Source organism: Pseudomonas sp. NY8896, assembly GCF_039634505.1.
On the sequence record NZ_CP132350.1, the window covers coordinates 4,325,143 to 4,341,994 of the forward strand.

Annotated in this window: 14 protein-coding genes; 3 read left to right on the plus strand and 11 right to left on the minus strand. The window is 64.3% G+C overall.

From position 1 onward, the window contains the following. Positions 1 to 19: 19 nt before the first annotated feature. The 6 genes from Q9451_RS19290 to Q9451_RS19315 form a co-directional block, all read right to left on the minus strand. On the minus strand, positions 20 to 814 hold the full coding sequence (locus tag Q9451_RS19290; RefSeq protein WP_012271830.1) for an enoyl-CoA hydratase-related protein: 795 nt from the start codon (positions 812 to 814) through the stop codon (positions 20 to 22). A gap of 433 nt (positions 815 to 1,247) precedes the next feature. Next, positions 1,248 to 2,654 (minus strand): amino acid permease, encoded by a 1,407-nt coding sequence (locus tag Q9451_RS19295; RefSeq protein WP_012271829.1) that lies wholly within the window; start codon positions 2,652 to 2,654, stop codon positions 1,248 to 1,250. Between the two features lie 196 nt (positions 2,655 to 2,850). Then, on the minus strand, positions 2,851 to 5,103 hold the full coding sequence (locus tag Q9451_RS19300) for a hybrid sensor histidine kinase/response regulator (protein WP_012271828.1): 2,253 nt from the start codon (positions 5,101 to 5,103) through the stop codon (positions 2,851 to 2,853). Continuing rightward, positions 5,100 to 5,876: a transporter substrate-binding domain-containing protein gene (locus Q9451_RS19305; protein WP_012271827.1), complete on the minus strand. Its 777-nt coding sequence runs from the start codon at positions 5,874 to 5,876 to the stop codon at positions 5,100 to 5,102. Before Q9451_RS19305 ends, Q9451_RS19300 begins: the two co-directional genes overlap by 4 nt. Beyond that, on the minus strand, positions 5,873 to 6,589 hold the full coding sequence (locus Q9451_RS19310) for a response regulator (RefSeq protein WP_012271826.1): 717 nt from the start codon (positions 6,587 to 6,589) through the stop codon (positions 5,873 to 5,875). The genes Q9451_RS19305 and Q9451_RS19310 overlap by 4 nt, the downstream gene beginning before the upstream one ends. 73 nt (positions 6,590 to 6,662) lie before the next feature. Beyond that, positions 6,663 to 7,307: a TetR family transcriptional regulator C-terminal domain-containing protein gene (locus tag Q9451_RS19315; protein ID WP_012271825.1), complete on the minus strand. Its 645-nt coding sequence runs from the start codon at positions 7,305 to 7,307 to the stop codon at positions 6,663 to 6,665. 99 nt (positions 7,308 to 7,406) lie between these two features. Between Q9451_RS19315 and Q9451_RS19320 the strand changes: the two genes are divergently transcribed. After that, complete coding sequence (locus Q9451_RS19320; protein ID WP_012271824.1) at positions 7,407 to 8,153, plus strand: enoyl-CoA hydratase-related protein; 747 nt, start codon at positions 7,407 to 7,409, stop codon at positions 8,151 to 8,153. Positions 8,154 to 8,313: 160 nt separating this feature from the next. On the opposite strand, the gene Q9451_RS19325 is transcribed toward Q9451_RS19320, so the two are convergent. From Q9451_RS19325 to Q9451_RS19335, 3 genes are read right to left on the minus strand one after another with little or no spacing between them, the layout of a single operon-like run. After that, entirely contained in the window at positions 8,314 to 9,369 is a 1,056-nt protein-coding gene (locus Q9451_RS19325) for a lipocalin-like domain-containing protein (RefSeq protein WP_012271823.1), read from the minus strand. Beyond that, complete coding sequence (locus tag Q9451_RS19330) at positions 9,359 to 11,821, minus strand: FtsX-like permease family protein (protein ID WP_012271822.1); 2,463 nt, start codon at positions 11,819 to 11,821, stop codon at positions 9,359 to 9,361. Before Q9451_RS19330 ends, Q9451_RS19325 begins: the two co-directional genes overlap by 11 nt. Beyond that, complete coding sequence (locus tag Q9451_RS19335) at positions 11,821 to 12,486, minus strand: ABC transporter ATP-binding protein (RefSeq protein WP_012271821.1); 666 nt, start codon at positions 12,484 to 12,486, stop codon at positions 11,821 to 11,823. Before Q9451_RS19335 ends, Q9451_RS19330 begins: the two co-directional genes overlap by 1 nt. 213 nt (positions 12,487 to 12,699) lie before the next feature. Here Q9451_RS19335 and Q9451_RS19340 point away from each other — a divergent pair, with 213 nt between their 5' ends. Together Q9451_RS19340 and Q9451_RS19345 are read left to right on the plus strand one after the other, a co-directional pair. Beyond that, the gene (locus Q9451_RS19340) at positions 12,700 to 13,767 is read left to right on the plus strand and encodes an aromatic ring-hydroxylating dioxygenase subunit alpha (RefSeq protein WP_012271820.1); all 1,068 of its coding nucleotides are present in this window, start codon (positions 12,700 to 12,702) and stop codon (positions 13,765 to 13,767) included. A gap of 12 nt (positions 13,768 to 13,779) precedes the next feature. Next, complete coding sequence (locus Q9451_RS19345) at positions 13,780 to 14,730, plus strand: PDR/VanB family oxidoreductase (RefSeq protein WP_012271819.1); 951 nt, start codon at positions 13,780 to 13,782, stop codon at positions 14,728 to 14,730. A gap of 6 nt (positions 14,731 to 14,736) precedes the next feature. On the opposite strand, the gene Q9451_RS19350 is transcribed toward Q9451_RS19345, so the two are convergent. Together Q9451_RS19350 and Q9451_RS19355 are read right to left on the minus strand one after the other, a co-directional pair. Further along, positions 14,737 to 15,450: a GntR family transcriptional regulator gene (locus Q9451_RS19350; RefSeq protein ID WP_012271818.1), complete on the minus strand. Its 714-nt coding sequence runs from the start codon at positions 15,448 to 15,450 to the stop codon at positions 14,737 to 14,739. A 110-nt stretch (positions 15,451 to 15,560) separates the two neighbouring features. Beyond that, entirely contained in the window at positions 15,561 to 16,814 is a 1,254-nt protein-coding gene (locus Q9451_RS19355) for an OprD family porin (protein ID WP_012271817.1), read from the minus strand. Positions 16,815 to 16,852 lie beyond the last annotated feature (38 nt).

Below are 16,852 nucleotides of genomic sequence, written 5' to 3' on the forward strand. Positions count from 1 at the left end.
GGTCAGGGTCGGTATCGGGTTACTGGCCGATGAAACGGGGGGCGCGGCGTTCAACCGAGGCTTGCAGCGCCTCGACGCCATCCTGGCTGCGGCCGCACAACAGGCCGGCGTGGCGCTCGGCTTCCAGCTGCTCGGCCAGGGTGCGCCGGGCGCCGTCACGCATCAGTTGCTTGGTCTGCGCAAAGGCGAAGGTCGGGCCGCAGGCCAGGCGCCCGGCCAACTCGGCGGCCACGGCGGGCAGTTGCTCGTCGGCACAGACTTCACTGACCAGCCCAGCCGCCAGGGCGCGCTCGGCGCCCCACAGTTCATCGAGGAACAACAAACGCTTGGCCTGCTCGCTGCCGATCAGCCGTGGCAGGTGCCAGCTGGCGCCGGCATCGGGGCTGTAGCCCATGCTGGTGTAGCCGGCCTTGAAACGCGCCGAGGCGGCGGCGATGCGCAGGTCGCAGCACAGGCTGAGGTCCATGCCACCGCCCACGGCGGTGCCGTTGATGGCGGCGATGGTGGGTTTGGCGAGGCTGTGCAGGCGCAACATCAGAGCATGGGCGGTTTCGGTCCAGCCGTAGCTTTCCAGGGTGCCTGCGGCTTCGGCGGCAGCCCATTCGGCCAGATCGGCGCCGGCGCAGAAACTGCGCCCGCTGCCGGTGAGTACCACCACGCGTACCGCCGGGTCGCCGTTATGGCTGTCGAGCAAGGCATGCAGTTGCTTGAGGGTTGGGATATCCAGCGCGTTGCGCTGCTCGGGGCGGTTGAGGGTGATCCAGGCAACGCCGGCTTCGACGTTGCTCAACAGTGACGACGACGGGGTGGTCATGGGGGCCTCGGTGTTGTTGTGATGGTTTGGGGAGGACTTGATGAGGGAGATACTAAACGAGTGTTCAACAAGGCGGGATGGGCTGTTACAACTTCGCACAACTCGGTTTTCGGTGTTACACAGCTGGTTTTTGCCTTTGCATTTTCAGGGTCTGTGAGATCGAGCGCCGCCCGCGCGGCGCATCGCGAGCTGCGCTCGCTCCTACGTTTGTTTCGGGCCAATTATGCCTGTGGAATTTGCGTGCGAACGCCTTGGCGCATGGCGCGATATCGCGTCGTACAAACAAGGCGGTCGCGCGCGTCTGTCACAGGCGATATTGGCCCGAAACAAACGTAGGAGCGAGCGCAGCTCGCGATGCGCCGCGCGGGCGGCGCTCGATCTCACAGGCGACCAACATGCAGCGACGTACACTTACCAACCACGAGCTACGGACTCAGACGCCAGGGACGCTAGGCTCGAATGCCCCTTGCCGGCGACGATTGACGAAGTAGTACGCCGCGTAGCACAGGGCAATGAAGCCAAAGCCCCAGTAAAGCGACGGCCGCTGGGTTTCATCCAATGCCAGGAACACGAACAGCGAGCTGCACAGGGTGATGCACAGCAGCGGCACCAACGGATACAGCGGCGCCCTGTACTTCAGGTCCTGCAACTGCCCACCGTCACGCAGGTAGGCTTTGCGGAAGCGATACTGCGCCAGGGCGATGACGATCCAGGTCACGGTACCGGACATGCCGCTCACCGCCATCAGCACCATGAACAGCGTGTCGGCGGCAATGAAGCTGGTCATCAGCGAGATCAGCGCAAAGCACAGGGTGATGCTCAGCGCCCGCAGCGGCACGCCGCGCTTGCTCAGTGGCGACAGGCTTTTCGGCGCCATGCCGCTCTTGGACATCGCCCAAAGAATGCGCGTAGAGGCATACAGCCCGGAGTTGCCCACCGAAAGAATGGCGGTGAGGATGACGAAGTTCATCACGTCGGCAGCAAAGGGGATGCCGACCATGTCGAACACCTGCACGAACGGGCTTTCCATCAGGCCAGCCTGCTCGTACGGCACGATGGCCGACAGCACCGCAATCGCCAGCACGTAGAAGATCAGCACGCGGAACACCACGTTGCGCACCGCCCGCGGGATGCTCTTTTCCGGGTGCTCGGTCTCGCCGGCCGCCACGCCCATGATTTCACAGCCCTGGAAGGCATAGACCACCGTCATCATCACCGCGAACACCGCCGACAGGCCGTGGGGGAACAGCGACTCGCCCACCAGGTTGTCCAGCATCGGCGCCGGCGCCCCGCTGGTCAACGGGATGGCACCGAAGATCACCAGCAGGCCGATGATGATAAAGCCAAGGATGGTCGCCACTTTGATGCCCGAGAACCAGTACTCGGCTTCACCAAACGCGCGAGTGGCCAGGGCATTGAGGCCGAACAGCACCACCACGAACAGTGCCGACCAGTACCAGATCGGCACGTCCGGGAACCAGCGGGTCATCAGCATGCCGGCGGCGGTGAACTCCAGGCCCACCGTAGTGGCCCAACTCATCCAGTACACCCAGCCGATCATGAAGCCGGTGGCCGGGCCGATGAACTTGGTGGCATGGGCCTGGAACGAGCCGGACACCGGCATCTGCACCGACAGTTCGCCCAGGCAGACCATCACCAGGTACATCAGCAAACCCGCGACCAGGTAGGCCAGGATCGCACCCACCGGCCCGCCCTGGTTGATGGTCACGCCCGAGCCCATGAACAGGCCGGTGCCAATCACTCCGCCAAGCGACAGCATGAAGATGTGCCGGCTTTTCAGGGCCCGGGTGAGCTGGATTTTTTCAACGGTATCAGTCATGGCGCACCTCGCCATTGCGGCAGGCACGTGGGGCGTTGCGAAGGAGGGGCTGAGCGCTACGGCATGTCATTATTCTTGTCTCCAATAAGCCTCATGGACCGCGTGCAACACGGTTGCCATGGATTATTGGAAACGGATGTAAGGTGCCGTTGTACGAACGGATCGAAGATGTAAAAAGTCGTAAGTTTTTTGTACGTCAGCTCTGGATCAGCTGTTCCAGCGTGGCGCGGGCCTGACTTAGCTGGGTGGCCAGCGGCCCGTCGAGGGTTTGCATCGCCTCGATGTCCTGCTGCCGGGCCGCCTCTTCCAGGCGATGCAACAGCGCTGCCAGCCCGGCGAACCCCAAGGAATCGCAGCTACCGGCCAGGCGATGGGCCAGGTGCAGCACTTCGGTGAAGTCCTGGGCCGGCAGCGCCTCGGCCAGCGCCGTGGCATGCTGCTCCAGTGATTGGCGCAGCACCTTCAACAGGCCTTGCAGCTTCTGTTTGCCCAGCAGCGAGCGGTGGGTGTCCAGCAGTGACCAGTCCATGTCTGCGTCAGCGCTGGTCACTTCGCCGCAGGCTACTTCGGCCAGCGCCTCGCGCAGGTTGTCCAGCCGCAAGGGCTTGGCCAGTACCCCTTGCATGCCAGCATCCAGGTAGCCCGATACCTGCCCCGGCTGCACGCCAGCCGTCAGTGCCAGGATCCGACTGTGGCGGTTCGGACCAGGCGAGGCACGCAGCTGTCGGCACAACTCCACCCCGCTCATGCCCGGCAAGTGCACGTCAAGCAAGACCAGATCGAAGCGCCGCTGCGCACACGCCTGCAGGGCTTGCCCGGCGTCTTCGGCAAAGCTCACCCGGTGGCCATCGCGCAGCAGCAGGCCACCCGCCACCTCGCGGTTCAGCGCAACGTCCTCGACCACCAGGATATCCAGGCTTAGCAAGGACAAAGGGGCAGGTGAGCCGGCAGGCACGGGCTGCCCGCGTGCCATGTCAAGCTCGAACCAGAAGCAACTGCCCTGCCCTTGCACACTGTCCAGGCCGATGCTGCCGCCCAGTTTTTCCACCAGGTGCTTGCAGATCGCCAGGCCCAGGCCAGTGCCGCCATAGCGACGCGCCACTGTTTCGCTGGCCTGGACGAAGCGGTCGAAGATCTTCGCCTGTACGGCGGGCTCGATGCCGATGCCATTGTCACTGACCGACAACCGCAGGCGCTGCGAGCGTTCGTTGCTGGCCAGCACCTGCACCGTAAGCTGTACCTGGCCGTGCTCGGTGAACTTGATGGCATTGGCCAGCAGGTTGCTCAGCACCTGGCGCAGGTATTGCTCGGCGCCGTGCTGGTGCGCGGCCAACTGCTCATCGACATGCAGTTGCAGGGTGTCGGCGTTTTCCATGGCCATGGGTTCGAGCAACGCCAGCACTTCCTGGCACAACTGGCGCAAGGAAAAACCTACCAGCTCGGCGCGGCTTTCGCCTTCTTCGAGCCGGGCGAAATACAGCACCTCGTTGAGAATCGCCAGCAGGCCCTCGCCGGCTTTGTACAAGGCCTCGACACGCTGGCGGTCGGCCGCCTCCAGGCGCCCGCCGCGCAGCAGTTCGGCCATGCCCAGAATGCCGTTGAGCGGCGTGCGCAGTTCATGGCTCATGGTCGCCAGGAAGCGTGACTTGGCCAGGTTGGCAGCCTCGGCCTCGTCCTTGGCGCGGGCCAGGCTGGCCGTACGCCGCTCGACCATGGCCTGCAATTCGTCGCGCTTGCCCTGCAGCTCCAGGCGGTCGCGCTCACGGCGCTCGATATCGCTGAGGATGGCGCGGCGCATATCGTCCAGGGCATTGGCCACCGTGTCGATCTCATCGGGGCGCGCTGAACGTCGGCGCCCCAGGCGCAACGGCTCCTGCCACTGGCCGGCGCCAATACGACGGGCAAATTCGGCCATCACTTGCAGGTGGCGGGTGACCAGGCGGTAGAACAGCCCCGACAGTGCCACTGCCAGGCCGCACAGAAACACGCCCATCCACAGCAGGCTGGCAAGGCCTGTGGCGTACAACCGGCGGTGCACCGCGCCCAGGTCGATGCTGACTTCCAGCTCGCCCAGGTGCCTGGGCGGCCCCGAGGGTGGCTGATAATCAAGGGGGAAGCGCTCGATGCGCAGCGGCCCTGTGGCTTCGGCCTCACCGCGCAACAACTGGAAATCATCACTGACCAGGCGCACCCGCGCCACATCGGAAAAGTCCACCAGGCCGCGCAGTTGCACATCCAGCTGCGCCTCGTCCAGGTCCCACAGGCTACGCTCCAGGCTGGCCAGGTAGCCGGCGCGGATCAACGCCATGCGTGCGTCTATGTCACGCATTTCGCGGCGGTACTCGATGTACAGCTGCACGCCACTGGCCAGCACGGTGAAGCACAGGCTGAACAGCAGGATGAACAGCAGCAGGCGACGCAGCAGGCCGTCGGTGCGCAGGCGTATCATCGGGCATCCGCCGGCAGCTTGATCATGTCGCGGTAGGTGACTTCGCTTTGCTCCAGCCAGCGCTCGATCTCGCCAGCCCGGTTCATGCGCTGCAGCTGCTCGTCGATTTCATCCATGTGCTGGCTCAGGGGGGATTGCCGCGACACGGCTACACGCAGATAGTCCACGCTCAGTGCAGTGGGCAGCACGCGGATGTCCTGCGCGCCGGGCAAGTGTTCGATGAACAGTTGGCCAGTACGCCGCTCCTGGATCACGTAGTCGATGCGGCCGCGGATCAGCTTGCCAAAGTTCTGCTGGCTGGACGACACCCGCTCGATGTTCTGGTGGCGGGCGACGAAGCGGTCGAACTCAGCGCCGTAGCTTTCACCGTATAACAGGCCGCCACGGTAGCCGGCCAGGTCCTCCAGTTGCTGGAACTGCACCGGCCGCTTGCGGTTGTAGAACACGGCCACTTCCTCGCGTAACACCGGCACCGTGGAAAAACGCATGCGCTGGTCGCGCTGGTCGCTGTTGTAGGCCAGCACCACGTCCACCCGCCCGGCGGCGGCGTCCAGCAGGCAGCGCTTCCAGTTGCCCAGCACCACGGTTTGCACCGGGTAGCCCAGGCGTGCGAACAGCTCGCGCACCACGGTTGGGGCTAGCCCACGCACTTGGTGGCCATCGCTCCAGGAAATGGGTGGGTACACCGGGTAGTCGCAATACCGCACCGGCTCGCTGGCATTGGCCTGCGCAACACACAGCGCAAGTGCCGACAGCCAGGCGCAGTGGCTCATGCCGCCACACTGGCGGTGAACAGGTAGCCGGTGCCGTGGATGGTGATGATCAGCTGTGGCTCGGCCGGATCGTCATGCAGCTTGCGGCGCAGGCGCCCGACCAGCACATCGATGGAGCGGTCGTTGGGCACCCACTCGCGGTTGCGAATCTGGTCCATCAGCTGGTCGCGGCTAAGGGTGTGGCCGCTGTTGCGCAGAAACACGCTAAGCAGTTGAAACTCGCCGTGGGTCAGCAGGGTTTGCCCGCCACGGGCGTCGATCAGGCGACGGCGATCGGTGTCCAGCGCCCAGTCGGCGAACTGCTTCAGCGATTGCGCGCAGGCCGGGGCCGGGTGTACCTCGCGGGCATGGCGCACGCGGCGGATCAGGTTTTTGGCACGGGACACCAGCTCGCGGGGGTTGAGCGGTTTGATGACATAATCGTCGGCGCCGCATTCCAGGCCGACGATGCGGTCGATGTCGTCATTGCGCCCGGTGATGAGGATGATGCCGACCTCCGAGCGCACCCGTAGCTCGCGGGTCAGGGTGAGGCCGTCCTTGCCAGGCAGGCGGATGTCCAGCAGCACCAGGTCGACATCCTGGCTGCCGAGCAGGGCTTCGGCCTTTTCCGCCGTGTCGGCGCAGTGCACGTCGTAGCCTTCCTGGGACAGATAGGCCTGCAGCAAGTCACGAATAAGCGGATCGTCATCGACGATCAATACCCGAGGCGTCATTGCGTGTCGTCTCTTTTTATTGGTGTTGTTCTACACACTCGCGACAGCAGCGTACTCGTTACTGAACGGGCGATCAACAGCCCTCGGGCAGGCTGAAGCGCCGCCGACCACCGGCCTGCAAGCCATCGACCCAGGCCTCGCAGATGACCACGCCCTGCTCGGGGGTGAAGGTGCCGGGGTTGAGCCCCGACTCCAGCCACAGGCCATCGAGCAAGGCGCTCAGGCTGATGGCCGCCAGGTCGGCATCGAAACCCTGCCAGCCCTCTTCCTCGGCCAGTTTGGCCAGCAGCCGGCTGAGCTCGTTGCGGTACTCGCCGTAAGAGTGGTCGTGTACCTGGTTGATGGCGTCGGCGGTCTTCACCGCGCCCCAGAAAGCCAGCCAGGCATCGAGCAATTGCGGGTCGAGCAGCTCGGCGCAGAACGAGGCGCGGAAGAACGCCGACAGCCGCTCGCGGGCATTGGGCGCAGCCTGGGCCATGGCCTCGCGCAGCAGGCCCATCACCCGGCCGGTAACGGCCATGTAGGCCTCGGCCACCAGTTCGTCCTTGCCGGCGTAATGATGGCTGATCAACCCCACCGAAACCCCGGCTTCAGCCGAGATCTTGCGGATCGACGCCCCCTGAAAGCCATGGCGCTTGAGGCACACCAAGGTCGCCTCGACCAGGTTGGCTTTGCGCAGTTCCGGCAGCATGCGGTGGTAGCGGGCTTCCTGAGTCATCGGTGGGTCTCGGGTTAGGGGCTGGACTGAACGACTGTACAACAAGCCGGACAGCGTGATAAACCCTTGCACCTGCCCACAACAATAAAAGCGGCTGCCATGAACGACCTGATCACACGCGACCTGGACCAAGGGCTGCTGACCCTGGCCTTCAACCGCCCCGACAAGCTCAATGCCCTGAACACCGCCATGTACCAACAGCTGGGCGACCTGCTGCTGGCGGCGGGTGAAAACCCTGATGTCGACGCCATCATCATCACCGGTGGGCCGCACTGCTTCAGCGCTGGCAACGACCTGCGCGACTTCCTCGACAACCCGCCCAGCGACCTGGACAGCCCGGTGTTCCGCCTGATGCGGGTAGTCATGGGGCTGGACAAGCCGCTGATCGCAGCGGTCAGTGGCGCGGCGATCGGCATCGGGGCCACCCTGTTGCTGCATTGCGACCAGGTGCTGGTCAGCCGCTCGACCAAACTGCGCATGCCCTTCGCGCCATTGGGTGTGTGCCCGGAGTTCGGCTCCAGCCTGTTGCTGCCGCGTTTGCTTGGCCAGGCCCGTGCGGCGCGCTTGCTGCTGGCCAACGCGTTGCTCGATGGCGAACAGATGGTGGCCTGGGGGCTGGCCAATGAACTGCATGAAGACGGCGCGCAGTGCCTGGCGGCTGCCCGCACCCTGGCGCGGCAGCTGCAAGGCTATCCGCAGGCGGCATTGCGCATCAGCAAGCGGTTGCTCAAGGACAGCCAGCGAGCGGAGCTTGAAGACACAGTGGCGCGGGAAAGCCGGTTGTTCATCGAGTGCTTGCGCAGCGAAGATGCACGAGCTGTGCTGCGCGCACTCATCAAGGATTGAACAGGCTGGCGTGGCCCCTTGTAGGAGCGGCCTTGTGTCGCGATCGGGGTGCGAAGCACCCCCAGGATCTTCGAATCGCCCCAACATTGTTGGGGCCGCTTTGCGGCCCTATCGCGACACAAGGCCGCTCCTACAAGGGACCGCGTCATGACCAGACTGACTAATATCCAGTCATCTCCAGATACCCGCGCCCACCCGCGCTCCCGCTCAACCGCACCGGCCCTTCCCAGTAAGGGAATCGCGTCTGCATCCACGCCTGCGGCTCCACGGCATCAACCTGCACATCCACTCCATGCCCAGGCACCTGCACCCGCCACCGTGTCGGCACCTTTTTGCCGTTTTTCTGCGCAGACCAGGCTTGCGCCTGCAACTGAATCTGCGCTGCGTCCAGCGCCACCACCTCACCCTGCGGCCCAACCCAGGTCCCAGCGCGGTACGCGTCCCCTCGCGCCTCGCGTACCTGAAACAGCATCAGCTTGGCACCACTGTCCAGGTGCAGCGAAAACCAGTCCCAGCCCGTTTGCCCTGACGCCAGCGGTTGGCTGCTCCATTCCCGGTCCAGCCAGGCCTGCCCAGTGACCGCGATGCACTGGCTGCCACGCTGAATGTGCCCCTGCACTTGGTAGAAAGGCTGGCTGTAATAGTACGAAGCCTGCCCCTTGCCAGATTTCTCGCTGTAACCTTGCTCCCCGTGCAGCACCAGAGGGTGATCGCTGTGCAACTGCAAGTCATAGCGAAAACCATCGCCACCGGCGACCATCTGCAGGTTTTCGATACTGCCCCTGCCCTGCAACGACCAGTCATCGATCCACGCTCGGAACGGCTGAGCCTGCACTCCGGCCTGGCCGATACCGCCGCGCGCCAGGGTTTCGCCAGACTGGTGGCCGCCCGGACCGGTCAAGGCCGCGTGCCCCATCCACAGGTTCGGGCTGTTCCAGTCGGTGGTCTCCGGGCCTGGGCGCAGGGCCGAGCGGAACAGCGTCCACTGGGCGCCCCAGTCACGGCCTTGAGCGTCCTTCAGGTTGGCGGTGACATACCACCACTCGATACGAAAACCATCGTGTGGACCGTGGTCCTGTGGAAATGCCAGCCGATGGTCGCGGGTCACCTGGCTGAGTTCGCCGGCCTGCTGCCCAAGCCCGGCATAACTCTGTGGTGCTGGTTGATCACAGCCGCACAACAACACGCTGAGCAACAGCCACGCATTACGCTTCATCGGCAAATGGCCTCAACAGTTCGCGCGGCTGGCGGCGCGCCAGCTGCCACAGCGGCCAGGCGCTGGCCAGCAGGCTGGTGAACAACCCCAACATGGCCAACTGCAGCAACTGCACGGGAAAGACATAGAGCGGCAGGCGCCAGCCAAACGCCTGAACATTGACCACCGCGACCAGGCACCAGGCCAGCAGCAACCCCAGCGGGATCGCCATCAACACGGTGAGGCTGCTCAGCATGAGTGTCTGGCCAAGGCCCAGCCAGACCAGTTGCATACGCCGCACACCCAGCGCCCATAGCGGTGCCAGCTGGCCCAGCCGGGACTGGCCCAGGGTCAACAGGTTGATGAACAACGCCACGCCAGCCACGCCAAGGGTGAGGCTGTTGAGGGCAGCGGTGGCGGCAAAGGTGCGGTTGAACACGTCGGTCGACCAGCGCTTCAGGCGCGCCTGCTCGACCACGCGGCTGTCGTCGAGGGCAAAATGCCGTTGCAGAGCGACCTTGAGCGCCGGCACCCGTTCAGCGGCCAAGTCGACGCTCAAGCCGGTCAGGGTTGCCTGTGGCCAGTTTTCGCGCAACCAGCCGGCATTGGCCAGGACATGCCCCTTGGGGTTGCCGTAATCGGCATAGATCCCCACAACAGGCAAGGCCGGCGACGTGTTTGCAGGCAGCTTGAGGTTATCGCCCAGTTGCAGTTTCAACCGCCTGGCCAACTGTTCGCTGAGCATTACAGCCTGCCCGCGGGCCAGTCGCTGCCAGGCATGTGGCTGTTGTTCCAATAGCGGCCAGCGCGTTCGATAAACGGAGTGATCGACAATGCCCTGCACTTGTACCGGCCAACCTTGTAGTTGAATGTCCACGCGCCAGCCGGGCAGCACCACACTGGCCGCAGGCTGCTGCTCAAGCCACTCGACTATCTGCAGGCCTTGGGCTGTATCGCGTGGGGTGACATACAGGTCGGCGGACAGGCGCTGGCCAAGCCAACCGACAAACGTCTTGCGAAAACCCTCGGTCATGCTGCCCACGCCAACACTGGCAGCCAGCGCCAGCAAAAGGGCCATCAACGCCAGGCTCAGGGCCGGCAGTTGCTGGCGGCTGTCGGCAACGAACCATTGCGCCAATGGCCGCTGGCAGCGGCGCGCCAGCCAGGCCAGCACCCGGTCGAGCATGCCCGGTAACAGCAGCGCTGCCGCCAGCAGCAACCCCGCCAGCATGGCGAACGCGCTGGGCAGGCTGGCTCCGAACACGCCACAGCCCAAGGCCAGCAACAGCAGCAAGCCCGCGAACAATGCCTGACGCCTCAGCCAAGGCCCCTGCGCCAGCCGCCAGGCTTGAGGTTGCGCCAGCGCCAGCAACGGCAACCGGGCCGCACGCATGACGCTGCCCAGCCCTGCCAGCAATGCCCCGAATACACTCACCAGCACGCCCAGCAGCCACCACCACGCAGGCAGGTTCAGCGTACCCGCCACCTGTGCGCCATACAGGCCGCGTAAACTGGCGGCCACATCGGGCAGCAGCCACGCGGCCAAGGCATAACCACTGGCCACCCCGGCAAGCCCGCCCAGCACCGCGAACAGGCCCAACTCCAGCAACAGTGCATACAGCAGGGTCTTCAGGCTGATGCCGCTGGCGCGCAAGTTGCGGATCAGCCCACGCCGCTGTTCCAGCGCCAGGCCGATGGCGGCGTGGGCGATGAACAAGCCGACGATGAACGCCAGCAGGCCGAGCGCAGTCAGGTTGAGGTGGAAACTGTCGGTCAGGCGCTGCAAACCGCCATCGTCCTGCTGTGTTTGAAGTTCGAGGAAGGGGGCGATATCTGCCGGCAATGGCCCAGGTGCCCCGGCCAGCAGCAGGCGTGACAACTGCCCAGATGCATGCAGCAACGCCTGCGCGTGGCCGATGTCCACCACCATCACCCCAGGCGCCAACGCGGGCTGCAAAACCAAAGGCGGCAGCAACTGCCCTTCGCTGTCGCGGGCCCGCTGCGCGGGGTTTGCGCTCAACTGACGCAAGGTGTCTGGCCCAACCCAGGCTTGCCCGGGCGTGCCGATAAAAGCCTGCAGGTCGAATGCCTGCAGTTGTACACCGGCAATGCTGCTGGCCGGCGACAGGCTCAATGGCTCGATGCCAATCAGCCGCACGCTGCGCGCCGGCTCGCCCGGCAGGCGCAAGCGCCCTTCCAGCACCGGTGATACCGCCCAGCCCAGCCTGCGCAGTTGCACGTACAAACCCTGGTCGAAGCGCTCGCCAGTGCGCGGCAGCAATTGCGCCTGCAACGGCCCGGCCAAAACCGCGCTGGCCCGGGCATAGTCACTGCGTGCCTGGCTGTTCAGCGCCTGCACCCCGGTCCACAACGCCGTGGCCAGCCACAGGCCAGTGAAGATACTCAAGCACTGCACGCGGTGGCGCCGCCAATGGCTGAGCAACGCCATCAATGCCAGCGACAACAGCCTCATCAGCCCTGCTCGTGCCGCACGCAGCCGGCCTGCAGGTAGCAGCGCTGCTGCAAACGCGCCGCCAACCGTGGGCTGTGAGTCACCATCAACACACCGCTGCCGGCTTCGGCAACCAACTGCAGCAACAGGTTCAGCACCTCGTCGCTGCTGGCCTCATCCAGGCTGCCGGTGGGTTCGTCGGCTAGCAGCCATGCCGGTCGCCCGGCCAGCGCGCGGCCGATGGCGACCCGCTGCTGCTGGCCGCCCGACAAGTGTTCCGGGTAACGCGCAAGCAGGCCCGCCAGGCCCAGACGTTGCGCCAGGTAAGCCGCCCAATGCGGGTCATACCGCCCGGCCAGGCGAGCCTGGAAGGTCAGGTTCAGGCCGACGTCCAGGCTGCTGATCAGGTTGTATTGCTGGAACACCAGGCCAATCCCCTCACGCCGCCACTGTGCCAGAGACGCTTCCGAACGGCCGTCGAGCGCAACGTCGTCGATCAGGATGCGGCCGCTGTCGGCCCGGTCCAGGCCAGCCACCAGGTGCAGCAAGGTGCTCTTGCCGCTGCCCGACTCGCCCATCAGTGCCAGGCTGCTGCCGCGTGCCAGGCGCAGATCGACGCCCTGCAGAACCGGGAGCGGGCCTTGGGGAGTGGGGAATGATTTGTGAAGGTTTTCGATGGCGAGCATCGAGGGGCCTTGGTGTGTGATGTGTCTGCTAAGTAATAGCAGGTACGTGGTCGCAGAGGCGTATTGCGATTCTCATCGCTAGCCGACAATGGATCCACAAAATCCGATAACCGCACAAAACCTACTATAAACACACAATATAGATTGACCGTGATTTTCTTTAACGGCTCTAATGGATCCATTAAATAAAAACAAAACCCCGGAGAGCCTCCCATGTACCCCAAAAACACCTGGTACGTTGCCTGCACCCCCGACGAGATCGCCACCAAGCCCTTGGGCCGGCGGATCTGCGGGGAAAAAATCGTGTTCTACCGTGGCCACGAGAACCGTGTAGCCGCCGTCGAGGATTTCTGCCCGCACCGTGGTGCGCCGTTGTCGCTTGGCTATGTCGAGGACGGCAACCTGGTATGCGGCTACCACGGCCTGGTCATGGGCTGCGATGGCAAGACCGTGTCGATGCCCGGCCAGCGGGTACGGGGCTTTCCCTGCAACAAGACTTTCGCTGCAGTCGAGCGCTATGGCTTTGTCTGGGTATGGCCAGGCGACCAGGCGCAGGCCGACCCGGCGCTGATTCCGCACCTTGAATGGGCGGTGAATGATGAATGGGCCTACGGTGGCGGGCTGTTCCACATCGGTTGCGACTACCGCCTGATGATCGACAACCTGATGGACCTCACCCACGAAACCTACGTGCATGCCTCCAGCATCGGCCAGAAGGAAATCGACGAGGCCCCGCCAGTCACCACCGTCACCGGCGACGAAGTGGTCACCGCCCGGCACATGGAAAACATCATGGCCCCGCCCTTCTGGCGCATGGCCCTGCGTGGCAACGGCCTGGCCGATGATGTACCGGTGGACCGTTGGCAGATCTGCCGCTTCACCCCGCCTAGCCATGTGCTGATCGAAGTGGGTGTGGCGCATGCCGGCAAGGGTGGCTACCACGCCGAGGCGCAGCACAAGGCGTCGAGCATCGTGGTGGATTTCATCACGCCAGAGACCGACACATCGATTTGGTACTTCTGGGGCATGGCACGCAACTTCGCCGCGCATGACCAAACCCTGACCGACAACATCCGCGAAGGCCAAGGCAAGATTTTCAGCGAAGACCTGGAGATGCTCGAACGCCAGCAGCAGAACCTGCTGGCCCACCCCGAGCGCAACCTGCTGAAGCTGAACATCGATGCTGGCGGCGTGCAGTCGCGCAAGGTGCTGGAGCGCATCATCGCCAAAGAGCGTGCGCCACAACCGCAACTGATCGCTACCAGCGCCACCCCTGCCTGAGGAACAGCCGACATGATCGATGCCGTAGTGGTGTCCCGTAACGACGAAGCGCAAGGTATTTGCAGCTTCGAGCTGGCGGCAGCGGATGGCAGCTTGCTGCCGGCGTTCAGCGCTGGCGCGCATATCGACGTGCATTTGCCCGATGGGTTGGTGCGCCAGTATTCGCTGTGCAACCACCCCGAGGAGCGCCACCGTTACCTGATTGGCGTGCTCAACGACCCGGCTTCGCGGGGAGGCTCACGCAGCCTGCACGAGCAGGTGCAGGCCGGCGCACGGCTGCGCATCAGCGCGCCGCGCAACCTGTTCCCGCTGGCCGAGGGGGCGCAGCGCAGCCTGCTGTTTGCCGGTGGCATCGGCATTACCCCGATTCTGTGCATGGCCGAGCAGCTGTCCCACAGCGGCCATGACTTCGAGCTGCACTACTGCGCCCGCTCCAGCGAGCGTGCGGCCTTTGTCGAACGCATTCGCAACGCGCCGTTCGCCGACCGCCTGTTCGTACACTTTGACGAGCAACCGGAAACCGCACTGGATATCGCCCGGGTGCTGGGCAACCCGCAAGAGGATGCGCACCTGTATGTCTGCGGGCCCGGCGGGTTCATGCAGCATGTGCTGGACAGCGCCAAGGGACTGGGCTGGCAGGAGGCCAACCTGCACCGCGAGTATTTTGCCGCAGCGCCGGTGGATGCCAGCAACGACGGTAGCTTCTCGGTGCAGGTGGGCAGCACGGGGCAGGTGTTCGAGGTGCCGGCCGACCAGACCGTGGTGCAGGTGCTGGAACAGCACGGTATCGAGATTGCCATGTCGTGCGAACAGGGTATCTGCGGCACCTGCCTGACGCGCGTGCTGCAGGGTACGCCGGACCACCGCGACATGTTCCTTACCGAAGAGGAGCAGGCGCTGAACGATCAGTTCACGCCCTGCTGCTCGCGCTCGAAAACGCCGCTGCTGGTGCTGGATATCTGAACCGGTTTACGCCGAGGGCAGGATAACCTTCATGCCTGCGTCTGCCGTCGCCCCGCCAAAGGTCTCGGCGTAGCGCAAGGTGGCATTGGCGTGCTCGCGCATGATCGCTTCGGCGCGGGCACCCTGGCGGTTGGTCAGGGCATCGAACACCGCGTGATGCTGCATGTGAGCAAAATTGAAGCGCCGGTATTCGCGGGCCAGGTCATGGCGGTCCACCGCCAGCGCGGTGACCGAGGCGAACGGCAGGTGGTCGTTGCGCGCCAGGGCATCGGCAATGGCCGGGTTGTGGCTGGCTTCGATGATCACCTGGTGAAAGCGCATGTTCAGGTCGTGGTAAGCCTGCAGGTCTTCTTCGGTCACGAAGCCCTTGTCGAACAGCTGGTCGCCATCGACCAGGCACTGCTGCAGCGCCGCGCGTGCTTGCACCGACAAACCACGCTCTGCAGCCTGGCGCGCGGCCAGCCCCTCCAGTACGCCGCGCACCTCGACCGCACCGGCGATGTCATCGGCACTGACTGAGCGCACCTGAAAGCCCCGGCCGCCAAAACGCACCAGCAAGCCTTCCTGCTCAAGGGTACGAAACGCCATGCGCACCGGCATGCGAGAAACGCCGAACAGCTCGGCGGTGGGGACTTCCATCAAGCGCTCGCCGGCCGCCAGCTCGCCCGAGGCGATCATCTTGCGCAACGCGACCAGCACCATTTGACCGGGCTTGCTCATCCAGGCTACTTCCAGGGACATGAGCGGGCATCTTAGCGCAAGGTGAGGGGTTGTTGGTGGCCTGTTAGCCCACATCGCCGGCAGGCCAGCCAACGATTAAGTCGCGGCGTTTACAACGTCAGCGGATAGCTGACAATCAGCCGCGTCTGGTCGAAATCACTGTTGAAGCTGCGCCGGTTGGTCGCATTGTTCAGGCGGATGTTGAGGTTCTTCAACGCCCCGCTCTGGAAGGTGTAGTTCACTTCGGTATCGCGCTCCCACTCCTTGCCATTGCTGCCGGCCGCCGTGGTGGCATTTTCACCATGCCCGTAGCGCACCATGGCCAGCAACCCAGGCACACCCATAGCGGCAAAATTGTAGTCGTAGCGCACTTGCCACGAGCGCTCGTCGGCGTTGCTGAAGTTGCCGTTGAACATGTCGTTGCCCAAGGTCCGCCCGCTACTGCCATACACCGACATCCACGGGCTGTCGCCACTGACCTTCTGCAACCCCAGGTACAGGGTATGGCCACTGTGCGAGGCCGACAGCAAAGCGTAGCCAGTGCGGCTCTGGATATCACCAATGCGCGCCTGTCCATCATCCCGGTCGATGAAGTAGCCAAGGTTGGCCGCCAGTGTCCACTCCCCCAGCCGCTGGCTGTGCAGCAGGTTGAAGTAGCTTTGCTGGTAAATGTCCTCCAGTTGCGAATGCCAGGCGCCGATCTGCGTGCGCTGCTGGTTGAAGCGGTACTCGGCGCCGACATAGTTGAAACCATCCGAAGTCACCCCAGGCGCGGCCCAGGCGGAAAGGTCCTGCATGTCGGAAGAATTGCGCAGGCTCACCTCGCGATACTGGCCGGCCTGCAGGCTCAGGCCTTCGATCTCGCGCGAATCGAGCATTGCCCCGCGGAACGTCTGTGGCAGCAGGCGGCCATCGTCGTAGCGCAGCAGCGGAATATCCGGCAACAGCTCACCGACCTTCAGTTCGGTCGCGCAAATACGCAGCTTGGCCGCCAGACCGGCGCGACCATAGTCGTCGGCCGCACGCCGGTCATCGTGCACCGGCAGCAGTTCGGAGCCGCTGGTACCACGGCCGCTGTCCAGCTTCACGCCGAACATGGCGATGCCGTCCAGGCCAACACCGATCAGCCCCGGTGTGTAGCCAGAGCTGAACTTGAAAATGAAACCCTGGGCCCATTCTTCGACCTTGCTCTTGGCCGCCCCTGCGTCGCGGAAGTCGCGGTTGAAGTAGTAGTTGCGCAGTGTCAGCCCGGCCTTGGCATCTTCAAGGAAGCCGCCCTCCTCGGCCCAGGCCGGCAAACCCAGGCCAAGCGCCAGCGACACCGCCAGGGCCGAACGGGCCAGCGTGCAAGTTGTGTGCATCATTATTATTGTTCTCCGCTTTTCATAGGCGCAGCCAACCG